The sequence below is a fragment of the Synechocystis sp. PCC 7339 genome (assembly GCF_019924095.1).
Lineage (GTDB): Bacteria > Cyanobacteriota > Cyanobacteriia > Cyanobacteriales > Microcystaceae > Synechocystis.
In genome coordinates, this window is the sequence record NZ_CP063659.1 from 3,682,981 (window position 1) to 3,705,755 (window position 22,775).

Annotated in this window: 19 protein-coding genes; 13 read left to right on the plus strand and 6 right to left on the minus strand. The window is 49.7% G+C overall.

Going from position 1 to position 22,775, the window contains the following annotated elements; genetic code table 11:
- Positions 1–38 precede the first annotated feature (38 nt).
- The 3 genes from IQE94_RS17530 to gmhA form a co-directional block, all read right to left on the minus strand.
- Positions 39–1,250, minus strand: coding sequence for a glycosyltransferase (locus tag IQE94_RS17530; RefSeq protein WP_223342426.1), 1,212 nt, complete (start codon positions 1,248–1,250; stop codon positions 39–41).
- A complete protein-coding gene (locus IQE94_RS17535) occupies positions 1,247–1,816 on the minus strand; it encodes an HAD-IIIA family hydrolase (RefSeq protein ID WP_223342427.1) in 570 nt (189 codons plus the stop codon). Before IQE94_RS17535 ends, IQE94_RS17530 begins: the two co-directional genes overlap by 4 nt.
- A 97-nt stretch (positions 1,817–1,913) precedes the next feature.
- On the minus strand, positions 1,914–2,498 hold the full coding sequence (gene gmhA / locus IQE94_RS17540; protein WP_212719140.1) for a D-sedoheptulose 7-phosphate isomerase: 585 nt from the start codon (positions 2,496–2,498) through the stop codon (positions 1,914–1,916).
- A gap of 217 nt (positions 2,499–2,715) precedes the next feature.
- On the opposite strand from gmhA, the gene queD reads away from it, so the two are divergent.
- Together queD and IQE94_RS17550 are read left to right on the plus strand one after the other, a co-directional pair.
- A complete protein-coding gene (gene queD / locus IQE94_RS17545; protein WP_194020168.1) occupies positions 2,716–3,105 on the plus strand; it encodes a 6-carboxytetrahydropterin synthase QueD in 390 nt (129 codons plus the stop codon).
- 229 nt (positions 3,106–3,334) lie between these two features.
- Positions 3,335–5,782 carry a GspE/PulE family protein gene (locus IQE94_RS17550; RefSeq protein ID WP_223342428.1) on the plus strand — a complete coding sequence of 816 codons (2,448 nt, stop codon included), beginning with the start codon at positions 3,335–3,337 and terminating at the stop codon, positions 5,780–5,782.
- Positions 5,783–5,790: 8 nt separating this feature from the next.
- Here IQE94_RS17550 and IQE94_RS17555 read toward each other — a convergent pair whose 3' ends face one another.
- Entirely contained in the window at positions 5,791–6,150 is a 360-nt protein-coding gene (locus tag IQE94_RS17555) for a hypothetical protein (protein WP_212719134.1), read from the minus strand.
- 80 nt (positions 6,151–6,230) lie between these two features.
- Here IQE94_RS17555 and rnhA point away from each other — a divergent pair, with 80 nt between their 5' ends.
- From rnhA to IQE94_RS17575, 4 genes are all read left to right on the plus strand, one after another.
- A complete protein-coding gene (gene rnhA / locus IQE94_RS17560) occupies positions 6,231–6,713 on the plus strand; it encodes a ribonuclease HI (protein ID WP_194015720.1) in 483 nt (160 codons plus the stop codon).
- Between the two features lie 280 nt (positions 6,714–6,993).
- Positions 6,994–7,683 (plus strand): response regulator transcription factor, encoded by a 690-nt coding sequence (locus tag IQE94_RS17565; RefSeq protein ID WP_370630490.1) that lies wholly within the window; start codon positions 6,994–6,996, stop codon positions 7,681–7,683.
- A gap of 270 nt (positions 7,684–7,953) precedes the next feature.
- Positions 7,954–9,285, plus strand: coding sequence for a 30S ribosomal protein S12 methylthiotransferase RimO (rimO, locus tag IQE94_RS17570; protein ID WP_212719128.1), 1,332 nt, complete (start codon positions 7,954–7,956; stop codon positions 9,283–9,285).
- Positions 9,286–9,416: 131 nt separating this feature from the next.
- Positions 9,417–10,892 (plus strand): DEAD/DEAH box helicase, encoded by a 1,476-nt coding sequence (locus IQE94_RS17575; RefSeq protein ID WP_223342429.1) that lies wholly within the window; start codon positions 9,417–9,419, stop codon positions 10,890–10,892.
- Positions 10,893–11,036: 144 nt separating this feature from the next.
- Here the strand turns inward: IQE94_RS17575 and argC are convergent, their stop codons facing one another.
- Positions 11,037–12,092, minus strand: coding sequence for an N-acetyl-gamma-glutamyl-phosphate reductase (argC, locus tag IQE94_RS17580; protein ID WP_194015716.1), 1,056 nt, complete (start codon positions 12,090–12,092; stop codon positions 11,037–11,039).
- A 247-nt stretch (positions 12,093–12,339) separates the two neighbouring features.
- Between argC and hisH the strand changes: the two genes are divergently transcribed.
- Positions 12,340–12,960 carry an imidazole glycerol phosphate synthase subunit HisH gene (gene hisH / locus IQE94_RS17585; protein WP_212719092.1) on the plus strand — a complete coding sequence of 207 codons (621 nt, stop codon included), beginning with the start codon at positions 12,340–12,342 and terminating at the stop codon, positions 12,958–12,960.
- Positions 12,961–12,972: 12 nt separating this feature from the next.
- On the opposite strand, the gene thrS is transcribed toward hisH, so the two are convergent.
- Positions 12,973–14,784 (minus strand): threonine--tRNA ligase, encoded by a 1,812-nt coding sequence (thrS, locus tag IQE94_RS17590; RefSeq protein WP_223342430.1) that lies wholly within the window; start codon positions 14,782–14,784, stop codon positions 12,973–12,975.
- Positions 14,785–14,954: 170 nt separating this feature from the next.
- On the opposite strand from thrS, the gene IQE94_RS17595 reads away from it, so the two are divergent.
- The 6 genes from IQE94_RS17595 to IQE94_RS17620 all read left to right on the plus strand — a co-directional run bounded on the left by IQE94_RS17595 (position 14,955) and on the right by IQE94_RS17620 (position 22,692).
- Entirely contained in the window at positions 14,955–16,550 is a 1,596-nt protein-coding gene (locus IQE94_RS17595; RefSeq protein ID WP_223343257.1) for an Hsp70 family protein, read from the plus strand.
- 180 nt (positions 16,551–16,730) lie between these two features.
- The gene (locus tag IQE94_RS17600) at positions 16,731–18,359 is read left to right on the plus strand and encodes an NAD(P)/FAD-dependent oxidoreductase (RefSeq protein WP_223342431.1); all 1,629 of its coding nucleotides are present in this window, start codon (positions 16,731–16,733) and stop codon (positions 18,357–18,359) included.
- A gap of 159 nt (positions 18,360–18,518) precedes the next feature.
- Complete coding sequence (locus IQE94_RS17605) at positions 18,519–19,403, plus strand: methyltransferase domain-containing protein (RefSeq protein ID WP_212719085.1); 885 nt, start codon at positions 18,519–18,521, stop codon at positions 19,401–19,403.
- A 23-nt stretch (positions 19,404–19,426) separates the two neighbouring features.
- Positions 19,427–20,482, plus strand: coding sequence for a 4-hydroxyphenylpyruvate dioxygenase (hppD, locus tag IQE94_RS17610; protein WP_223342432.1), 1,056 nt, complete (start codon positions 19,427–19,429; stop codon positions 20,480–20,482).
- A 63-nt stretch (positions 20,483–20,545) separates the two neighbouring features.
- On the plus strand, positions 20,546–21,910 hold the full coding sequence (locus IQE94_RS17615) for an aldehyde dehydrogenase family protein (RefSeq protein ID WP_223342433.1): 1,365 nt from the start codon (positions 20,546–20,548) through the stop codon (positions 21,908–21,910).
- A gap of 8 nt (positions 21,911–21,918) precedes the next feature.
- Positions 21,919–22,692, plus strand: a complete 774-nt coding sequence (locus tag IQE94_RS17620) for a TIGR04283 family arsenosugar biosynthesis glycosyltransferase (protein ID WP_212719076.1) — start codon at positions 21,919–21,921, stop codon at positions 22,690–22,692.
- The last annotated feature ends 83 nt before the right edge of the window (positions 22,693–22,775 follow it).

Genomic DNA, 22,775 nt, shown 5'->3' on the forward strand with positions numbered 1-22,775 from the left:
GGATCTGCCTAGAAATATGAAAAATCGGAGACGGAATGTTACATATTGTTAACTTCCATGCTTCCATTATGCCGGGAAAGCCAGACTTCTTGCAGGGTTTTAGCGTAATTTTCCAGGCTGTGGTGTTGACGGTAGGCCTGGGCCATGGCGGCTAACTGCTGATAAATGATGGGGTCAGCCAACTTTTGAGCAATTTCTGCCCACCCCTGGGATGGGGTTTGCCAATCCATTACTAAACTATTGAGATCGTACTGGTTTAGTTCCCTGGCCATCCAGGTACCGGGGGATACTAACGGTATCCTTTCTGCAATGATGGCTTCAGTGAAAATGCCGGAAGTTCTTTCTGCGTAAGCCTCTGGGTCGTAGGGTAAGAGAATGATTTGGGCTTTGTTTAACCAATCGGTGTATTCTTCCCTGGTCAGGCGATCGCCAATTAAATGAACTTCAATTTCTTCACTGTTGCTTTTTAACCCGGAAGCGACCGCCGCAATTATCTGCAGCTTGGGTGAGTTATGCCAAGGTGATGAAACTAAACTGCGCATCACCGACCAGCCCTTTTCTTCCCTGGGGGCACCGGGCCACCAACAGAGGATGGGATCAGCTTGTATGGATAGGGGCACCACTTCAGCAAAATCCGTGTGGGGAATGGGCATCACCGTGAAAGGCTGACGAAAATAATCCTGGAGCGATCGCCCGAGGGGTTCACTATCGGTTAAAAATTGGCACTGGGGCGGGGGCAATAATTTTCCTAAGCGTTGGTGGAGCCAATGGTAAAGAGGACGGGTTTGGTCTAAATGCACATCCCGACGATACAGTAGCCAAAAATGCAGTCGCTGGCGAGCCGGGGGAGACAATTGCCGCAGTCCCCACCAGACAGCAAAAAGTTGAAGATGAATAAAACGTTCCAAAAATAAGATAACTGGTCTGTTTTCTCCATTGTTCAGCAACGGTTTTAACTGTTGGGCCAAGACATTGCCACACTCCATCGCCTTAGGAAGACGGGTTAGCTTGGCCACCATACTACCCTCCGCTTCCAAATCCTCCGGCAGAAGAACTCTATGGAGGCGATCGCCAATTTCCTCCAAATTCGGATCTGTATCCTGGGGAACCCAAGCTTGATACTGCCAGCCCAAACACTCCACCGATCGCCGCACTGCTCCGTGGTAGGGCACAATATGGCCTTGCCCTCTCATTAGGTGGGGGATGAGGGAAACAAATAGGGGTTGATCCTTGGAATCGTCAGAGTTCATTCACTTGAAGGGAAAGCCAGCAGACTAACAGTTTCCCCCAGATTGGCAAAGACGGGAATCGGCCCCGCCAATTGCGACGCAAATTTATCCAACTGCTGACAGGTTTCCTGGCCCCGGCCTGTTAGTAGCACCACTGGTTGGCAACCGGCGGCAATGGCCGCGCCAACGTCACTGGGGGCATCACCAATAAAGTAGGACTCTTGGAGAGAAATTTGGTACTGATCCGCCGCCCGCAACAGCATTTCGGGGGAAGGTTTACGGCATTTACAGCCCTCATCGGGACGGTGGGGACAAAGGAAAAAATCGGTGAACTTTACTCCCTCTTTGCCATACTCATGTTGAATTTTGCCATGCACCGACCCCACGTCACCATGGTCAAAATAACCCCGGCCAATGCCCGCTTGGTTGGTGATCACAATCAACAAATAACCGGCTTTTTGCCACTGGACTAAAGCTGATCCCGCCCCCGGAGGTAACTGTACCTGCTCCGGTTTACCCAGGTAGGGAATGTAGTTGATGATGACGCCGTCACGGTCGAGGAATAGGGCTTTGCGGAGGGCACTCAAGGTTATCGGTGATGGATTTTGGCTAGGTTAGAGATAGCTTCAGTAGCTTGCGAAGTAGGGAAGTAGTTTTACCCCCATATGGAATCAATTTTCGCAACTAAACCTTAACTCCAACGGATTTTTGGGCAAAGAGGCGAGATTCCACCTGTTCACAGATGTGGTGGTAGGTCATCAAATGCACTTCTTGGATGCAAGGGGTATTTTTATCGGCAATGAAGAGGGGATAGTCGGCAAATTCCTGGAATAAACCGCCGTTATTACCAGCCATGCCAATGGTGTGTAAACCCTTATCTTTAGCGCATTTCAGCGCATGGAGCACATTGGCCGATTTGCCAGAAGTGGATAAACCCCAAAGAATGTCCCCCGGTTGCCCCAAGGCTTCCACCTGCCTGGAAAAAACAATGTCGTAGGTATAGTCGTTGCTGACGGAGGTGAGGATAGAACTGTTGGCCGTTAAGGCGATCGCTGGTAGGGCTTGGCGGTTGAAATAGAAGCGGCCGACAAACTCAGCGGCCAGGTGTTGGGCGTCGGCGGCGGATCCCCCGTTACCGCAGATGAGCAATTTGTTGCCCGCCTGAAATCTTTGGCAAATCAGGTCTACCACGGCCTCAATGGCTCCGCAATAGGATTGGTCAAAAGCTTTGGCAAGGGACTGTAAACGCTGTTCAACCCATTCAGACATAGTAAATCCTCATTTTCAAAGCCTGAAGCAACAAGCAAAGTCTAGCTTCGACTTTTAGGGACTCCCATTACCTCAAAAAAGTGGCAGGGGCCAAAATATAGTTTCTAATCTTAATCGAGGCAGGCAAAAATTGGCTAATGTTAAAGGGGTTGGCGTTTGGTCAGGGGGGACAATTTTCCCTCATTCTAGGGTGAGCAGACAGTGATTTGAGATTTTTATGTGGATTATTTATAAGGAGTTTTCCTTTGAGGCGGCCCACCAATTGCCCCACCATGAAGGAAAATGTCGGCGTTTACATGGCCATAGTTTTCGGGGCCGGGTTTACGTGGCTAGCGATCGCCTGAAAACCACTGGTTCAGAAACGGGTATGGTGATGGATTTTAGTGTGCTCAAAGCCCATTTGGACCCCCTGGTGAAAAACTACCTCGACCATTATTACCTCAACGAAAGTCTCGGCCTGGAAAGCCCCACCAGTGAGGCGATCGCCGCCTGGATCTTTGCCAAGTTAGAAGAAGCTGGAGTGCCGGGGTTACATTCGGTTGAAGTGCTGGAAACCTGTACCTCTGCCGCCCGTTACTTTTCGCCCCGCCTGTCCACATTTCTCTGAGTCTCTGATTTTGGGCATCCCTGGAATTGGGGGATTTAACCAAATAAGTTGCCCCCGGTCAGCCAACCATTGCTTAAACTAGGGGAAAGTACTAAGTTTAGTGAAAAAATTGTCAGTCTTGGGTATTTAGCGGAATTTTGATAGGATTTCGCTCCCTTGAGGCATTCTGGAACTAGCACTAGTCACCACTGTTGTTGTTTGTTGAACTGTTATCTCCGCCGCCGCCGCCATGGTCTTACCCTCCGATTCCCCCGAATTTAGCCTTTCCCCCTTTGAGCAAGCCTTAATTGAAGCGGGTTATCTTTCCCTTTCCCAAATTCATCAGGCTTTAATGGAGGCTCGCCGCACCGGCATTGCTCTGCCGACGTTGGTGGAAACAATATTGGGGGAATCTTTGCCCGATGAACTACATCGTCAGTACCAAGCTCAACAACGGTTTGCCCTCTCGGTGATCCATGGGGTGAAATTTTTTGACCAACATCAGTTGATGACCCTGGCCAACACCGAGGCGATCGCCAGTTTATTGAACCGTTACTTTCCCTTCCCCATCTGCCGTCAGTATGGTTTTTTACCCCTGCATTACCGGGAAGATCCCGGCGCACTGTTAGTGGTGATGGTGGACCCCAGCGATAGAGAAGCGAGTCAATTTTTACAACGGCAATTGGCTCCCCATTGTCTTACGTTGCGGCGGCGGGGGGTAACCAGGGAAGACTTTGACAATTTAATCGATCAGCTTTACCACGATCCGGAAGTGCAGGCTGTTCTCAGTGCTCATGACCAAACGGCGATCGCCGAAAATCCCTACGATGGCAGGGAAACGGTGGTGGAAGTGACGGAAATAATTGAGGACTTACCCCAACAAATCGCCGCTCTACAGAATACTCCCCCGGTTGCTCCCCCCACTGCCCCGCCGGTAATTGCCGTGGAGGAAAACATACCTGTTCCGACCTCAGATACCAAAGCCGAAGGGCCAGAAGTTAAATTAGCCAATAAGATTCTTATACTGGGCTTACGGGAAGGGGCCAGCGAAATTCATATTGATCCCCAGGGTAATCGGGTGCTAGTGCGGATTCGCCAGGGCGGTAATCTGCGTATGTTGCTCGAACCCTTACCCAGGGAATTGGGGCCAAAATTGGTCACTAGGCTGAAAACTATGACCCATTTGGACACCAGCCAGACCAATGTGCCTCAAAAGGCTCGCATCCGCAAAAGCTATAACGGCCAGTCGGTATTTTTCTACGTCAATATTCTCCCCAGTTTTTATGGCGAAAAAGTACTGGTGCGAGTGGTGCCTTCCCTAGAAAAATTGCCCGATTTTGCCCAACTTTGTGGCGATCGCCAGGGCCAGGAAAGTTTGCAAAAATTAGCCCAGCAATCCCAAGGTTTAGTGGTGGTGGTTGGGGCGGCCTATGGCGGCAAAACTACCACCATGGAAGCTTTTTTGGCAAAACAGTTGGAACAGGAGCGTGCCGTCGCCCTGGTGTCCGATCCCCTGGTTCATATCTATAGGGACATTAATCAGCTAGAGGTCAACCTTCAAAAGGACTTTACCGGCGAGAAGGCAGTGCAGTCCCTCCAGGAGCAGTTCCCCCCAGTGGTGGCAGTGGATCCCTTGGAAGATCGAGAAACGGCCCAGGCCTTGACCGAGGCCCTCAACCAAGGAAGTTTAGTTTTCACCTCTGTCATTGCCAAAGATGTGCCCTCGGCGATCGCTCAACTGCAAGCATGGTTTGAACCGGCGGTACTGGGGCAACACCTCAAGGGCATTGTTTCCCAGCGACTAGTGCGGCGGGTGTGTCCGGCCTGTCGTTTGAAGGGGGAGGTGACAGCGGAAGAGCAACAGCGTTTTGGTCTACCTCCGGGCCCTATTTATCGGGCTAACAGTTTGAGTGTGGAGTTAATGGCCCAACCCATGATCAAAAGTCGCCTCTGTCGGCAGTGCCATGGCCTGGGTTACGCTGGTATGACAGGGGTATTTGAAGTGGTGCCGGTCACGCCTAAACTCCAACAGTTGGTCAGTGGCCCCTGCTCCCATGAAGAAATTATCAACGGTCTTAATCAAGCTGGTATTGCCAGTCCTGCCCGGACGGCGATTACCCTAGTGAGTCAGGGAGTCACCACCCTTGAAGAAGTAAATCGACTTTTTCCCCAACTGCCCCGACAACTATCACCCCAAACCTCCCCCACTGCGGCTAGTATTACCACTCCCTCCCCAGTTGCACCCCCCGTAAGTCAACCCAACCCAGGAGAAACTGTGCCCCCCAACGACCAATGGTGGCAACGTCTGCAACAACTGGAAAAATCTGTCCAAGAGCTTAACTTTGCCCTGGCAGATTTGAAAAAAATGGCTGGCGATCGCCATTCTGCCCCCCGACCCCATACCGCTCCCCCCCATCCCCCCTCTACTTCTGGCTCCAACTTAGACCTGATGGCGGAATTGCAAGCCCTGGAGGATTTATCCGCCCACAAAAAGCCCAAGGTGAAGAATAGGCATGACCAGGACATCACCGTCATGGAAGGCTTTGATAAAATTGAAGAATTATTAATTGATGAATTGGACCCACCGTCCGCCGCTCCCCCCAATGCCGGGGAAGAAACCTTCATTGCGGAAGAAGAAACCAATTCCCCAGAACAAGGTAAACTCAATCCGTTCAAGTCCGTGATTGACCCTTGGTAATCCAAGAATTAATTCTTCACAGATGGCAAAGGCTGGAAAAAAATTCTGCCCATCCACAGCAAACACACCAGAAAATAACCAGTGGTGATGAGGCCGTTTAGATACATCAACCTGAATGCGGCCAATTCCCCAGCCCCTTGGCCAGTGCCCCAGAGTAGTAGGTATAGACAGAGCCAACCCAGGGTTAATTGCAAGGACCGATGGCTCAAACGACGAAGTTGACGGTGATGCTGATCATCATCAGCCCAGCCATGGCGATTTGGTTGGCGCAACTGCCAGAGGGACGGTAATATGCCCACTACGGGAAGCAAATATAAACAAAGTTGTAGGCGCATCAGTTTCGTGTCGGCAAAACGATCTTCGTTCACTCTGATTTTCCATCCTGCTTGCGAGCCCAGCTTGACCGGCGCTGACTTTTCCATTAACCCTAACCTTGCTGAATTTGTCCATGGCCTCCACCCCAAAATCCGTAATCCTCTACACCGATGGCGCTTGTTCCATGAATCCTGGCCCCGGTGGCTATGGCGCAGTAATTCTCTACGATGATGGTCGTCGGGAGGAACTATCCGCCGGTTATAAAATGACCACCAATAACCGAATGGAAATTATGGGGGCGATCGCCGCTTTGAGTCACTTACCGGAACCATCCCAGGTATTGCTCTACACCGATTCCCGCTATATGGTCGATGCCATGAGCAAGGGTTGGGCCAAGAAATGGAAGGCCAAAGGATGGCAAAGAAATGCCAAGGAAAAGGCCAAAAACCCCGACCTGTGGGAAATCATGTTAGCGCTGTGTGAAAAACACCGAGTTACATTTGAGTGGGTCAAAGCCCACGCTGGCAACAAGGAAAATGAACGGTGCGATCGCCTAGCGGTGGCCGCCTATCAAAATAACCCAAGCCTAGTAGACGAGGGCTTCGGCAAATTCTAGGGGCCAACAGCTAATCAATTCCCATTCTCTACCTAGGCTTTGCGAACCTTACGATTTCCCCTTGGTTGTAAACAAGGGAATTTTTTCACGCACAATTTCCAGGGCTAGACGAGATTGGCTTTCTTCACCATGTCATTGTTTTGCCAAAAAAGTTTGCTGTTAACATCAATGTTCTGTGTTATATGTTGGTTAAATACCGTCTAGTAGGTTTCCCAATGGCAACGCTAGAAGCCCCCCCCATAGTCTCCAACACCAAGAAATTCCCCCCAGCCACCGTATTTTGGTTGTTGAAGATGAGGTTTCCATCCGTGAAACCATTGTTCTATCACTGCAGGAAGAAGGTTATGAAGTCCATGCGGTGGACGACGGACGCGACGCTTTAGCCCTGTTGCAAGAATTTAGCGAAGACCCCGGACAGGCCGCCGTTGACCTGATCATTTTGGATATCATGCTTCCCCAGGTAAACGGTTTAGACGTATGTCGTAGTTTGCGCTTTGGTGGCGATAACACTCCGATTTTAATTGTCAGTGCCAAAGGCAGTGAAATGGAAAAAGTAACCGGCTTGGAAGTAGGGGCCGATGACTACATCACTAAGCCCTTTAGCATGAAAGAATTAGTAGCCCGTTGCCGTGCCATGATCCGTCGCCAAGGCTTGGCCGGTAACAACATTGCCCCATTCCGCAAATTTCGGGATTTGGTGCTTTATCCCCAGGAATGCCGGGTGTTAATGCGGGGGGAAGAAGTCAATCTGGCCCCGAAGGAATTTCGTCTGTTGGAATTGTTCATGAGCTATCCCCGCCGAGTCTGGTCTAGGGAACAGTTAATCGAACACATTTGGGGCATTGATTTTATGGGAGATAGCAAAACGGTTGATGTCCATATCCGTTGGCTGCGGGAAAAGCTGGAACAGGACCCCAGTCAACCAGAATACTTAGTTACAGTGCGGGGTTTCGGCTATCGTTTTGGTTGATCCTAGGGCACAATTTCCTGGTATCTGACACCTTAGGTCCATGGCGATCGCCCTAGTTTTGGTGCTAATGTCAGCAAATGTATAACATTACACCAAACCACTTCGGGTTTTCTGGTGTAAATCTGTTACAATGTCTTTACAAATAAAAAGGGTCTGACCACCGTTCCCCATCCGCAGGCTGTGTTTACAGAATTTGCTGATCATTGCCTGGTTTAGTCCCTACCCTACATTTCTTGGACTTAAACTCAGTCAATATCTAGTAAATAATTTATGGGCCAAACGCCAACGATCGCCATTAACCACTTGGGTTGCGAAAAAAACCGGATCGATTCGGAACATATGCTGGGACTGCTGGTGGAAGCCGGCTACCAGGTGGATGCCAACGAAGAATTGGCCGACTACGTCATTGTTAATACCTGCAGCTTTATCCAAGATGCCCGCCAGGAATCGGTGCGAACCTTGGTGGAATTGGCTGAGGCCAACAAGAAAATTGTTATTTCCGGTTGCCTGGCCCAACATTTCCAAGAGCAACTGTTAGAGGAAATTCCTGAAGCGGTGGCCGTGGTGGGCACGGGGGATTACCAAAACATCGTCGATATTATCCGGCAAACGGAGCAGGGCCAACGGGTCAAAGCGATTTCTGCTAATCCTAGTTTCATTGCCGACGAACATTTACCCCGTTATCGCACCACCAACGAGGCGATCGCCTATCTGCGGGTAGCGGAAGGTTGTGATTATCGCTGTGCCTTTTGCATCATTCCCCAACTGCGGGGTAAGCAACGCTCCCGTCCCATCGAATCCATTGCGGCCGAAGCTCAACAATTGGCCAGCCAAGGAGTAAAGGAATTGATTCTCATCTCCCAGATCACCACCAATTATGGGTTGGATTTGTATGGGGAGCCAAAACTAGCGGAACTACTACAGGCCCTTGGTAAAGTGGATATTCCCTGGATTCGCATCCACTACGCCTATCCCACCGGTTTGACCCCCAAAGTGATTGAAGCGATCGCCACTACGCCCAATGTCCTGCCCTATCTGGATTTACCCCTGCAACATTCCCACCCCGACATTCTCAAAGCGATGAATCGTCCCTGGCAAGGTCAGGTCAATGACGACATTATTGCCAGGCTAAAAACCGCCCTTCCCGACGCAGTGTTACGTACCACCTTCATTGTGGGTTTTCCCGGGGAAACGGAGGCACATTTTCAGCACTTGTTAGACTTTGTCCAGCGCCATCAATTTGACCATGTGGGGGTCTTTACCTTTTCCCCAGAGGAAGGCACCGCCGCCTTTGACCTGCCCAACGCTGTGCCGGAAGAGGTAATGGGCGATCGCCGGGATCGGTTGATGGCCCTACAGCAACCCATTTCAGCCCAGAAAAATGCCGCCTGTTTAGGGCAGACCCTAGACGTACTGATTGAACAGGAAAATCCCAGCACCGGGGAATTCATCGGCCGGGCCACCCGCTTTGCTCCAGAGGTGGACGGATTGGTTTACGTCAAGGGCAATGCCAATTTGAATGAAATCGTCCCGGTCGTAGTCACTGCCACCGACGATTATGACCTGTACGGTATGACCGCCGAGGAGGCTAGGGTTTTTTAGCTAATTGAACTAAGGGGATGGACTGGCTGTGTTATTGACGGTTGGTTCCCAGCCATTCCCGCAAAATTTTTAACTCTTAATTATTTGCCCACTAAACCGTCTTTTGTTACCTGAAATTATTTAATTTTTCCATGACTAATACCTTGACTAGTACTTTCGCCGACCTTGGTCTTTCTGAAAAACGTTGTCAACTCTTGGCCGACATTGGCTTTGAGTCTCCCACCCCAATTCAAACCGAAGCCATTCCCCTCCTGCTCAGCGGCCGGGATATGTTGGCCCAGTCCCAAACGGGTACTGGTAAAACCGCCGCCTTTGCACTGCCTTTGATGGATCGCATTGATCCTGAGGGAGATTTGCAAGCCTTGATTTTGACCCCCACCCGGGAGTTGGCCCAACAGGTGGCGGAAGCAATGAAGGACTTTTCCCACGAACGCCGTCTGTTTATTTTGAATGTGTATGGTGGCCAATCCATCGAGCGGCAAATTCGCAGCCTAGAACGCGGTGTACAGATTGTGGTAGGTACCCCAGGGCGCGTTATTGATTTAATTGAGCGCAAAAAACTGAAATTGGAAACCATCCAATGGGTAGTGCTAGATGAAGCGGACGAAATGCTGAGCATGGGCTTCATTGACGATGTGAAAACTATCCTGCGTAAAACTCCCCCCACCAGGCAAACCGCTTGTTTCTCTGCCACCATGCCCCGGGAAATTAAAGAATTGGTCAACCAATTTTTGAACGATCCCGCCCTAGTGACCGTCAAACAGACCCAATCCACCCCCACCCGCATTGAGCAACAGCTTTACCACGTGCCCCGGGGTTGGTCTAAGGCCAAAGCGTTGCAACCGATTTTGGAAATGGAAGATCCCGAATCCGCCATCATCTTTGTACGCACCAAACAAACCGCCGCTGACCTTACCAGTCGTTTGCAAGAAGCGGGCCATAGCGTGGATGAGTACCATGGCAACCTGAGCCAGTCCCAACGGGAGCGCTTGGTGCATCGTTTTCGGGATGGCAAAATTAAGCTGGTGGTGGCCACGGACATCGCCGCCCGGGGTTTGGATGTGAATAATCTCAGCCATGTGGTCAATTTTGATTTACCCGATAACGCTGAAACCTATATTCACCGCATTGGCCGCACCGGTCGGGCTGGTAAAACCGGCAAGGCGATCGCCCTGGTGGAACCCATTGACCGTCGTTTACTGCGCTCCATCGAAAATCGTCTCAAACAACAGATCGAAGTTTGTACGATCCCCAACCGCTCCCAGGTGGAAGCCAAACGAATCGAAAAACTCCAAGAACAACTCAAAGAAGCCCTAGCCGGTGAACGGATGGCCTCATTCCTCCCCCTAGTACGAGAATTGAGTGATGAGTATGATGCCCAGGCGATCGCCGCTGCGGCCCTGCAGATGATCTATGACCAGAGTTGTCCCCATTGGATGAAAACCGATTGGGAAGTGCCTGAAGTCGACTTCAACAAACCTGTCCTGCGTCGTAACCGTGGTGGTGGCGGTGGTCAAAATAAAGGTGGGGGCTACCACGGTAAACCGGGTAAACCCCGTCGCTCCAGTGGTGGCCGTCGCCCTGCCTACAGCGATCGCCAACAGTAAACAATAGTCAGATCGGCTGGTTGAAAAAAACGAATCCGGATCAATGACTTGCTAAAAATCAACTCCTCCAGAATGAGAATCCTGGGGGAGTTTTGCTGTGACCAATGATTGACTCCCAGGGGGGGGAAATTGACCGACCCATGGCTAGGGATAAAAAGCGAGTTGGGGTAAGCCCAAGGATTCTTCCCAACCCATCATCAGGTTTAGGCATTGCACAGCCTGCCCTGCCTGCCCTTTGACCAAATTATCAATGGCGGAAAGGACAATGACCCGCCCAGTGCGGGGATCCACTTCAATGCCGATGTAGCAAAGGTTAGTGCCCCAGGCCCATTTTGTTTGGGGGTAAACCCCGTGGGGCAAAATTTTCACAAAGGGGGAAGCCCGGTAAAAAGCACTGTAAATGGTGATCAGATCATCTCGCACTAACCCCGGATCCCGCAGGGTGGCATAAACGGTAGCTAAGATACCCCGCACCATGGGGATCAAGTGGGGGGTGAACTGGACTTGCAATTCCGTACCGGCTAAATCACTGGCAATCTGCTCAATTTCAGGGGTGTGGCGGTGTTTGGCAACGCCATAGGCCCCCAAAGATCCTTCGGCTTCCGCTAGAAGCATATTAACTTTTGCTTCTCTGCCTCCCCCGGAAGTACCGGATTTGGCGTCAATGATGGCGGTTTCAGGCGCAATGAAACCCTGTTTGAGCAACGGGGAAAGGGCTAGCAAACTGGCGGTGGGGTAACAGCCGGGGCAACCAATTAGTTGGGCATCCTTAATGGCATCCCGATACAATTCCGGCAAGCCGTAAACGGCCTGGTTATTGGTAGCTTGGTCTTGGCGCTCTTTTTTGTACCATTCCGTGTAGGTGTTGAGGTTGCGAAAGCGATAGTCCGCCGACAGGTCTAAAACTTTACAACCTTTGGCCAATAATACCGGGGCCATGTCACAGGCCAAGCCGTTGGGCAAACCAAGGAATACCGCATCACAGCGGTCGGCGATCGCCTCTAGGTCAATGGGTTCGATGGTGAGATTTACCCGGTGGGTTAAATGGGGATAAAGGTCACTGTAGGGTTTCCCTGCACTGCTGTGCCCCGCTAGGTAGGTCAATTCCACCTGGGGATGTTCTAACAACAAACGTACTAACTGAATGCCGCCATAGCCCGATGCGCCAATGATACCGACTCTAGCTTTTTCATTCCCCATGGTTCTCAAGTCTCAAATAATGCCAATAGATTGGTGAAATTGGTGTGTTGGCTGAATTTTAATATCAAAATTGCCCAATGGCGAACTTGATCCCTGGTTTCACCAAGATTTTTTCTGGGATCTCCCTGCCTGGATTAATTGCTGGACTTCCCTGGGAGGCGGTCAACTTTGCGTACAATGGCTACACGGGGGTTGAGCCTCACCATTAAAGGGTTTAACTCTGTCCTACTTTGCGTCTTTATTTCCCATGGGTTACATCGCCGTCGTTGACTATGATATGGGCAATCTCCACTCCGTCTGTAAGGGTCTGGAGAAAGTGGGGGGTAATCCCCTCGTTACGGACCATGCCCAGGTTATTGATGGTGCCACGGCCATTGTCCTGCCGGGGGTAGGTTCCTTTGATCCGGCGGTGCAACATTTGCGAGCCAGGGGCTTAGAAGAGGTACTCAAAAAGGTGATCGCCAAGGGGACTCCTTTTTTGGGCATTTGCTTAGGTTCTCAACTGCTATTTGACAGTTCCGAAGAGGGCCAGGAAAAGGGGCTGGGCATTTTCCCTGGGCAAGTCAAACATTTCCATTCCGAGCCGGGATTGACCATTCCCCACATGGGCTGGAATGGCTTGGAGTTTAACCAACCGGATTTATGCCTTTGGCAAGCTCTGCCCCCGGAACCCCAGGTGTATTTTGTCCACTCCTACTACATGGCTCCCCTTGATCCCCAGGTAGTTGCCGCTAGCACTACCCATGGCAGCCAAACCATCGCGGCGGCGATCGCCAAAGATAATGTGATGGCAGTGCAATTCCACCCGGAAAAGTCCTCTAACCTGGGGCTAAAAATTTTGGCTAACTTCGTTCAGAAGGTGCTTTGAGGATATTTGACCCTACCAAGTATCGTGGTTGGTCACCGTTGCTTGTAATTTTTCTAACACTTCCGTTACAGGAATTTCTCCCAATTCCCCCGAAGCCCTGGTGCGAATATTGAGGGCATTGGCTTCCACTTCCTTGGCTCCAATTACCGCCATAACAGGGATTTTTTGCTTTTCTGCATTGCGAATCATTTTTCCTAGGCGATCGCCACTGATATCCACTTCGGCCCGTAAACCCAAAAATTGCATTTGTTTAACCACTGACTGGGCAAAGGGAAGAAACTCATCACTCACCGCCAGCAAACGCACTTGAATGGGGGCTAACCAGAGGGGAAAATCCCCTGCATACTCTTCAATTAAAATGCCAATTAATCGTTCCAGGGAACCAAAGGGGGCCCGGTGAATCATCACAGGTCGTTGGCGGGAACCATCGGCGGCAATATATTCCAAATCAAACCGCTCCGGCAAGTTGTAATCCACCTGCACCGTTCCCAACTGCCATTCCCGTTCCAGGGCATCTTGGAAAATGAAATCCAGTTTAGGACCGTAGAAAGCCGCTTCCCCTGGGGCTTCAAAATAATCCATCTCCAATTCCTGCACTGCCCGGCGGATCGCTCCCTGGGCCTTTTCCCAGGCTTCATCGGAGCCAATGTATTTATCAGATTCCGGATCTCGGAAGGAGAGACGGGCTTTAAAATTCTTCAGTTGTAAACTTTTGAACACAGTCAGAATCAAATCCACCACGCTCAAAAATTCCGCATCCAACTGATCCGGAGTAACGAATAAATGGGAATCGTCCACCGTAAAACCTCGCACCCTGGTTAAGCCTCCTAGTTCCCCCGATTGCTCGTAGCGATAGACGGTGCCAAATTCCGCTAACCGTTGGGGCAAATCCCGATAGGAGCGCAGTTCACTTTTATAAATTTGGATATGGAAAGGGCAGTTCATCGGTTTGAGCACAAAGCCTATTTCCTGGGCCGCTTCCTCCGCTGATTCCGCCATCATGGGGAACATGTCTTCGTGGTATTTTTGCCAGTGCCCCGATTGTTTGAACAAGTCCACCCGGGCAATGTGGGGGGTAACCACGGGCAAATAGCCCCGCTTAATTTGCTCCTGTTTAAGAAAATCCTCCAAAACGGTGCGAATAATTGTGCCTTTGGGAGTCCAGAGGGGTAAACCGGGGCCTACGGGGTCAGAAAAGATAAATAGTCCTAATTCCTTACCGAGTTTGCGGTGGTCCCTTTTGAGGGCTTCTTCCTTGCGCCGTTGATATTCTGCCAGTTGTTCTGGGGTTTCCCAAGCAGTTCCATAAATTCTTTGCAGTTGGGCATTGTTGGCATCTCCCCGCCAGTAAGCTCCCGCCACACTTTCGAGGGCGATCGCCTTGGGGTTAATGTCGGCAGTATTTTCTAAATGGGGCCCGGCACAGAGGTCCCACCATTGATCCCCCAGATGGTAAAGGGTGATGGGTTCATGGATGCCGGCGAGGATTTCCAGTTTGTACGGTTCTTGGATTGCCTCAATCTTTTGTTTGGCCTCTTCTCGACTGAGTTCTTCCCGAATCACCGGCAATTTTTTATTAATTATCTTCACCATCTCTTTTTTGATCGCCTTCAAATCCGCCTCTGTAAACGGCTCTTCCACATCGAAATCGTAGTAAAAGCCTGTCTCTGTCCAGGGGCCAATGGTTACCTGGGCTTTAGGAAAGAGTTTCTGTACCGCCATGGCCATGATGTGGGAAGTGGTGTGGCGGATTTTTTTGAGATTTTCCGACTCACTGGTGCGGGGTAAGGCGATGGTATCAGGGGAAACGGGGGGTTTGGCCATGGATAATGCTTGCAAAAAATGTTCAAACGAAGGAATTTAGCCCCCTCCCATGATACTTGATCTGCTCCCGTCCCCCATCGCTCTGGGCATTGTGGCTGGATCGGGACGAATCTGTAGCCCATGGGAACAGGTTATAATCCAAGGCGTTTTCCTTCATGTCTGGTTTTGCCGTGTCCTACGCCATTGATTTTGGTACAACCAATACCGTCATTGCCCGCTGGAATGAAGTGACCCGTCAAGGAGAGCTAATTGACTTGCCCTCCCTAAGCCGTCCCTTGGGGGATAGTGGCCCCTTGGTCCCCAGTTTGCTCTATGTGGAAAATGCGGCCCTTGGCCAGGTGGCGATCGCCAGGGAAGTGATGGATCAAGGCAGGGATATTCCCAGTGATGCCAGATTTTTTCGCAACTTTAAGCGAGGCATTGGGGCGACGGTGCAGGGATTTTTACCTCAATTGGATGGCTGTACGTTGTCCTTGGAAACATTGGGGCAGTGGTATTTAAATAAATTAATCCGAACCTTAACGGAGCAAGAAGGCAAAGGGCCCGATTGTTTAGCCTTGACGGTGCCGGTGGACAGCTTTGAATCCTATCGCCATTGGCTGAGCCACACCTGTCGTAGTTGGGGAGTGGAGGAAGTGCGCCTGTTGGATGAACCCACGGCCGCCGCCTTGGGCTACGGAGTGGGGGATGCTAACCAAATCTTGGTACTGGATTTTGGTGGGGGTACAGTGGACTTTTCCTGGGTGCAGTTGGGGGAAAAGACCGCAAAAAGCCGGGCAGGATTTCTACTCAAATGGGGAGATGTGCTTGGCGGTGGAAAAACAGCGGAAAAATCTGTCCTCGCTAAGGTGTTGGCCAAGGCAGGGGCCAATTTAGGCGGTAGTGACATTGACTATTGGATTAGTGAATATTTCACCCAGGCCCAAGGTTTACAGGTTTCCCCCTGGATTAAACGTTTAGCGGAACGGCTCAAAATTGCCCTGGCCCAAGCAGAAGAAGCCACAGAAGTTTACTTTGATGACCAAGCCCTAGAATCCTATGAGTTTCAACTGCGGCGGTCGGACTTAACAGAAATCCTCCAGCAAAGGCAATTTTTCGACCGGCTAACGGCCCTGTGGGAACAGGTGCAGCAAACGGCCCAACGACGGGGTTTGACTCCCGCTGACCTGGATGCAGTGTTGGTGGTGGGGGGTACCAGTCAATTGCCCATGGTGCAAGATTGGATTAAGGCCCAATTTCCCGCCAATAAAATTCGTAATCAACAACCCTTTGGGGCGATCGCCTTGGGAGCGTTGCAAATTTACCAGGGCCGGGAGGTACAGGATTATCTCTACCATAGCTATGGAGTGCGGTATTGGAATCGCCGTAAAAATAGCCATAATTGGCATCCCATTATCAAAAATGGGCAAGCTTATCCCATGGCCGACCCCATCGAATTAACCCTGGGAGCTTCCTTGGATAATCAGCCCAGCATTGAACTAATTGTGGGAGAGTTGGGGTCTAGCATTGGGGCCACGGAGGTGTACTTTGACGGCAATCAGTTAATCACTAGGGTTTTGGAAAACCAAGAGTTCACAGTTCAACCCCTCAACGACCGCCATGGGGCCAGGCAAATTGCCCAACTGTCTCCCCCTGGCGTCCCCGGTGGCGATCGCATTAAGGTCAAATTTTGGGTGGACGACCAGCGTTATCTACGGCTTACTGTGGAAGATCTGTTACAGCAGAAATTATTGCTGGAAAATCAAGTGGTGGCCCAGTTGCGTTAACCCTGTTGAATCCTCCCTAAAACGAACATTAATTCTTACTTGGCGCTATTGATCGACTTTAATCGTTGGGGATCAAGGCAGAACTGTATTGATCGATGCCAAACCCAGAGAAAAATCGATTCCAGGCGATCGCCAAGATTAGGGTAAAATGTCCTACCCAAAGTCGAGGCCAAATTTTTTATGATCACCACCGATGTCGTCATTATTGGGGCGGGGCACAATGGCCTAGTCTGTGCGGCCTATCTGCTCCAACGGGGCTTGGGAGTGATGTTACTAGAAAAGCGGGAAGTGCCTGGGGGCGCGGCCACCACAGAAGCACTCATGCCGGAGCTATCTCCCCAGTTTCGCTTTAACCGCTGTGCCATTGACCACGAATTTATCTTTCTGGGGCCAGTGTTGCAGGAATTAAATTTGTCCCGGTACGGTTTGGAATATTTATTTTGTGACCCCAGTGTTTTTTGTCCCGGGTTGGATGGGGAAGCTTTCATGGCCTACCGTTCCTTAGCTCAAACCTGCGCCCACATCGCCACCTATAGCCCCAGGGACGCGGAAAAATATCAGCAATTTGTCAATTATTGGACGGATTTACTCACCGCTGTCCAGCCTGCCTTTAATGCTCCTCCCCAGGCTTTGCTAGACTTAGCCCTCAACTACGGTTGGGAAAATTTAAAATCCGTGTTGGCGATCGCCGGGTCGAAAACTAAGGCGTTGGATTTTATCCGCACCATGATTGGCTCCCCGGAAGACGTGCTCAATGAATGGTTTGACAGTGAACGAGTGAAGGCTCCCCTGGCCAGACTATGTTCAGAAATTGGGGCTCCCCCATCCCAAAAAGGCAGTAGCTCCGGCATGATGATGGTGGCCATGCGCCATGGGGAAGGCATTGCTAGGCCCAAAGGGGGCACGGGGTCTTTAACAGATGCGTTGGTGAAATTAGTGCAAGCTCAAGGGGGAAAAATCCTCACCGATCAAACCGTCAAACGGGTATTGGTGGAAAACAACCAGGCGATCGGGGTGGAAGTGGCCAGTGGCGAACAGTACCGGGCCAGAAAAGGCATCATTTCTAACATCGATGCCCGCCGTTTATTTTTGCAATTGGTGGAACCGGGGGCCCTAGCTAAGGTGGATCAAACCCTAGGGGAACGGCTGGAACGGCGGACGGTAAACAATAACGAAGCGATTTTAAAAATTGACTGCGCCCTCTCTGGTTTACCCTACTTCACCGCAATGGCCGGAGAACAGGATTTGACAGGAACCATTTTAATCGCCGACTCGGTACGCCATGTGGAGGAGGCCCACGCTCTTATTGCCCTGGGGCAAGTTCCCGACGCTAACCCTTCCCTATATGTAGACATCCCCACCCTCTTGGACCCCACCATGGCCCCCCCAGGCAAGCACACCCTGTGGATCGAATTTTTTGCCCCCTACCGCATTGCTGGATTGGAAGGAAGCGGGTTAATGGGCACAGGTTGGACTGATGAGTTGAAGGAAAAAGTGGCAGATCGGGTGATTGATAAATTGACTGACTATGCCCCTAACCTAAAATCCTTAATTATTGGTCGCCAGGTGGAAAGTCCGGCGGAATTAGCCCAACGGCTGGGGAGTTACAACGGCAATGTTTACCATTTAGATATGACCCTCGATCAAATGATGTTCCTGCGACCCCTACCGGAAATCGCTAACTATCAAACCCCCATCAAAAATCTTTACTTAACTGGGGCCGGCACCCATCCCGGGGGCTCCATCTCCGGTATGCCTGGTAGAAATTGCGCTCGGGCTTTTTTGAAGCAACAACGACGTTTTTGGTGAAGCAGAACACTTAGATCGGGACGCTGACAAATCTTCTGGTTTGGTCATCGGGGAACATTGCAGGTTAAGCCCGACAAGATAAATGGTTTACCATGTTAGGCCTAAGCTTGCCCTTCCAAGGTCAGCCTTGAATCCTATTGTTATTTTCCTTTCCATACCATGGCCAGCGCCACCACTGCCAGTGCAGATCTCTACGAAAAAATTAAGGACTTCTACGACGACTCCAGCGGTCTTTGGGAAGATGTCTGGGGTGAGCACATGCACCACGGCTACTACGGGCCCCACGGCACCTATCGGATCGATCGCCGTCAGGCCCAAATTGATCTGATTAAAGAACTATTGGCCTGGGCAGTGCCCCAAGATAGTGGTAAGCCAGGGAAAATTCTCGATTTAGGCTGTGGCATTGGCGGCAGCAGTTTGTATTTAGCCCAGCAATACCAAGCAGAAGTAATGGGGGTAAGTCTCTCCCCCGTACAGGTGGAACGGGCAGGGGAAAGAGCCCGGGCCGTGGCATTGGGCTCAAGCTGTCAGTTCCAAGTGGCCAATGCCTTAGCTTTACCCTTTGCTTCCGACTCTTTTGACTGGGTTTGGTCTCTGGAAAGTGGGGAGCACATGCCCAACAAAGCTCAGTTTTTGCAAGAGGCTTGGCGGGTACTTAAACCCGGTGGCCGTCTGATTTTAGCCACCTGGTGTCATCGTCCCATCGAGCCCGGCAATGGGCCCCTCACCGCCGATGAACGTCGTCATCTCCAAGCTATTTATGACGTGTACTGTTTACCCTATGTGGTTTCCCTGCCAGATTACGAGGCGATCGCCAGAGAATGCGGCTTTGGGGAAATTAAAACCGCCGATTGGTCTGTGGCGGTAGCCCCTTTTTGGGAGCGGGTGATGGAATCTGCCCTTAATCCCCAAGTGTTATGGGCCTTGGGGCAAGCGGGACCCAAAATTATTAATGCCGCCCTGTGTTTGCGATTAATGAAATGGGGTTATGAACGGGGATTGGTGCGTTTTGGCTTATTAACGGGGATAAAGCCTTTAGTTTGAAGTCCACAATCTCCTAGGTAATTATGGAATTCGACTATCTTCATTTGTACGTTGACGATTATCAGTCAGCCCATCATTGCTATCAGCATCAATGGGGTTTCACTTGCTTAAATAAAATTATTACTGACCAGGGTATTACTGGCATTTACCAACAGGGGCAAATCCTGTTAATGGTTTCTGCTCCTACATCTGAATCCGATTTCAGTAGATATGGTCATTACCTACAAAAACATCCCCCCGGCATTGGCGAAGTGGCATGGCAAATAGAAGCAGAGAACTGGCCTAGTTTTTCCGTCCATCTAGAGCAAAAACAAATTAAAACTAGTCCTATTAACCATCCCCTCACTGGGGCAGAAGGATTAACTTTTTTAGCCTGGGGTGACTTGGCCCATAGTGTTTATCCAGCTCGTCCTTCCTTGAAGAGCCAAAAGTCCCATGGCTCTAACTTAACCACCATTGATCATGTGGTACTAAATATTGGAGCTGATCAATTTACCCAGGCTTCCCAATGGTATCAACAGGTGTTTGATTGGTCAGTGCAACAACAGTTTACTATTAATACTTTCCATTCTGGGTTATACAGTGAAGCGTTAATCAATGCCAATGGAAAAGTTCAGTTTAATCTCAACTGTCCGACTACAAATACTTCTCAGATAGAAACTTTTTTAGCTAACAATGGCGGGGCGGGTATTCAACACGTAGCTTTTGCCACCGACAATATTATTGAAACCGTGGGGCATCTGCGCGCTCAGGGAGTGGAATTTCTTTCTGTCCCCCCTAGCTATTACAAGCAACAACAACAGTGCAGTCACTTCCACCATAACTATTTAAATCTAGACTGGGATAGCCTAGAGCGTCTACAAATTCTCCTCGATGATCAAGCCCATACAGGTGAGCAGTTACTGCTACAAATTTTTAGCTTGCCTTGCTACGGAGACGGTAGTTTATTTTGGGAAATTATTGAACGTCGTCATCGGGCTAAGGGGTTTGGTGAAGGCAATTTTCAAGCTCTCTATGAAGCGGTGGAAGCTTTGGAACAACAGTTGGAAGTTCCCCAATGGTCTGGGAAGATTGACTAATGCCTTATCTTTGCTTATTTTAATAATAATTTTACATTTAAAATAGAGTCATTCACCCTAGATATGCTTAAAACTATTACTGCTGAGCAAAGACAGTTTTTTCGTCTTCGTAAAACTCAATCGGTGGAGGAAAGATTAAGCTTACTGACAAAACTAAAAGCGCAAATTCAAGCCCAGGAAAAAGATATCATTACTGCCCTCCAGCAGGACTTTGGTAAGCCCCCTTTTGAAACCTATGTAAATGAAATTTTAGGGGTAATTAGGGAAATTAATTATTATCAAAAACATCTTCAGCAATGGTCAAAAGCCCAACGAGCGGGTATTAATTTACTGGTGTTTCCTGCCACGGCCCAACTAAGACCAGAACCCCTTGGTTTAGTGCTAATTATTAGCCCCTGGAATTATCCTTTTTATCTTTGTTTGATGCCCTTAATCGGGGCGATCGCCGCTGGTAATTGTGTGGTGATAAAGCCGTCAGAATACACCCCGGCCATCAGTGGAGTAATGGCCCAATTAATCCAGAACGTATTTCCCCCAGGTTGGGCGACGGTGGTGGAAGGGGATGAAACCGTTAGCCAACAATTGTTACAGGAAAAATTTGACCATATTTTCTTCACTGGCAGTGCTAGGGTGGGTCGGTTAATTATGACAGCGGCGGCAGAGCAATTAACCCCAGTTACTTTGGAATTGGGCGGTAAATCTCCCTGTGTGGTGGATAGGGAAATTAACCTCCAGGAAACGGCTAAACGAATTATGTGGGGCAAGCTAGTCAATGCAGGGCAAACCTGTGTAGCGCCGGATTATTTGTTGGTGGAGCAATCTTGTATAGGGCAACTTTTGCCAGCCTTACAACAAGCCATTAAGATACTTTTTGGGGAAAATCCGGCCCAGAACCCCGACTACACTCGCATTATTAACCAACGACAATGGTCACGGTTAGTGTGTTTATTAGGCCATGGCAAAGTGATTACGGGGGGAGAGCATGACGAAGGCGATCGCTATATTGCACCGACTCTAATGATTGAGTCGGATCTTAATTCTCCATTAATGCAAGAAGAAATCTTTGGCCCCATCCTGCCAATTTTGACCTATGAAAACTTGGCAGAAGCAATAGATTTTATTCGCTCTAAGCCTAAACCACTGGCGTTATATTTTTTCAGTAATAATCGACAAAAACAAGAGCAAATGTTGCAATTTACCAGCTCTGGCAGTGTTTGCTTGAACGACATTCTCTTACATTTAACCGTGGCAGAATTACCCTTTGGTGGGGTAGGAGAAAGTGGCATGGGTCGCTACCATGGTAAAGCTAGTTTTGACACATTTAGTAACTACAAAAGTATTTTACGTCGTCCCTTTTGGGGGGAAACCAATCTCCGTTATCCTCCCTATGGGAAAAAGATGAACTTGATTAAGCGACTTTTTTCTTAGGTTAAACCATGGCTGTTATGCCCCAGTTAAGTATTATTATTCCTGTGCTTAATGAAGCAGAAATTTTGCAGCAATCTTCAATTCAATACGAAAAAGGGTATTTGGCACAGTTTACAAAAGATAAACGAATGGAAATTTTGATTATTGATGGGGGTAGTCAAGATAGCACAGTAGAGTTATGCCAAAGTTATGCGGATCATTTAGATTTAAAGGTTTTTTCTAGTCCTCAACCAGGGCGGGCTAACCAAATGAATTATGGTGCCAGCTTAGCCCAGGGGGAGTGGTTATTATTTTTACATTTAGATAGCATTTTGCCAGAGGATTTTTTTGCCCAAATAGCCCGAATATTAACTAATACTAATTACATAGCCGGAGCTTTTGCCCTGACCATTGATCTGCCTGGTAAACTCTACCGCTGGCTAGAAAAGTTAATTCTTTGGCGTTCTATTTATGCCCAACTTCCCTATGGCGATCAAGGTTTATTTATCCGAAAACAAGATTTTCAGCGACTGGGGGGGTTTGCTGATTTACCAATTATGGAAGATTACCAATTTATGCAAAAACTGAGCCAACAAGGGGGAAAAGTGGCGATCGCCGAAGACAAAGTGATTACATCTGGACGGCGTTGGCAAAAGCTAGGACTGGTCAGGACTACGGTCATTAACCAGGCGGTGGTAGTGGGCTATCATCTGGGGGTTTGCCCCCACACTTTGGCCCATTGGTACCGGGGAGCAAAACCGAATCTGGGGAACCGGCTAAACTGCGACGGAACTTCTTGTTAGAGTAGGTTAGTTGGGGGTAAAGCTAGGGCGGTTTGACGAACTCTATGGCGGGTTTGGGAAAAATTTTTCTAGTTTTGCTCCAG

Bases quoted from the DNA above. Each gene is read 5' to 3' on its own strand.
- IQE94_RS17530 (WP_223342426.1), bottom strand. From the start codon at position 1,250: ATGAACTCTGACGATTCCAAGGATCAACCCCTATTTGTTTCCCTCATC.
- gmhA (WP_212719140.1), bottom strand. From the start codon at position 2,498: ATGTCTGAATGGGTTGAACAGCGTTTACAGTCCCTTGCCAAAGCTTTT.
- queD (WP_194020168.1), top strand. From the start codon at position 2,716: ATGTGGATTATTTATAAGGAGTTTTCCTTTGAGGCGGCCCACCAATTG.
- IQE94_RS17550 (WP_223342428.1), top strand. From the start codon at position 3,335: ATGGTCTTACCCTCCGATTCCCCCGAATTTAGCCTTTCCCCCTTTGAG.
- rnhA (WP_194015720.1), top strand. From the start codon at position 6,231: ATGGCCTCCACCCCAAAATCCGTAATCCTCTACACCGATGGCGCTTGT.
- rimO (WP_212719128.1), top strand. From the start codon at position 7,954: ATGGGCCAAACGCCAACGATCGCCATTAACCACTTGGGTTGCGAAAAA.
- IQE94_RS17575 (WP_223342429.1), top strand. From the start codon at position 9,417: ATGACTAATACCTTGACTAGTACTTTCGCCGACCTTGGTCTTTCTGAA.
- argC (WP_194015716.1), bottom strand. From the start codon at position 12,092: ATGGGGAATGAAAAAGCTAGAGTCGGTATCATTGGCGCATCGGGCTAT.
- hisH (WP_212719092.1), top strand. From the start codon at position 12,340: ATGGGTTACATCGCCGTCGTTGACTATGATATGGGCAATCTCCACTCC.
- thrS (WP_223342430.1), bottom strand. From the start codon at position 14,784: ATGGCCAAACCCCCCGTTTCCCCTGATACCATCGCCTTACCCCGCACC.
- IQE94_RS17600 (WP_223342431.1), top strand. From the start codon at position 16,731: ATGATCACCACCGATGTCGTCATTATTGGGGCGGGGCACAATGGCCTA.
- IQE94_RS17605 (WP_212719085.1), top strand. From the start codon at position 18,519: ATGGCCAGCGCCACCACTGCCAGTGCAGATCTCTACGAAAAAATTAAG.
- hppD (WP_223342432.1), top strand. From the start codon at position 19,427: ATGGAATTCGACTATCTTCATTTGTACGTTGACGATTATCAGTCAGCC.
- IQE94_RS17615 (WP_223342433.1), top strand. From the start codon at position 20,546: ATGCTTAAAACTATTACTGCTGAGCAAAGACAGTTTTTTCGTCTTCGT.
- IQE94_RS17620 (WP_212719076.1), top strand. From the start codon at position 21,919: ATGGCTGTTATGCCCCAGTTAAGTATTATTATTCCTGTGCTTAATGAA.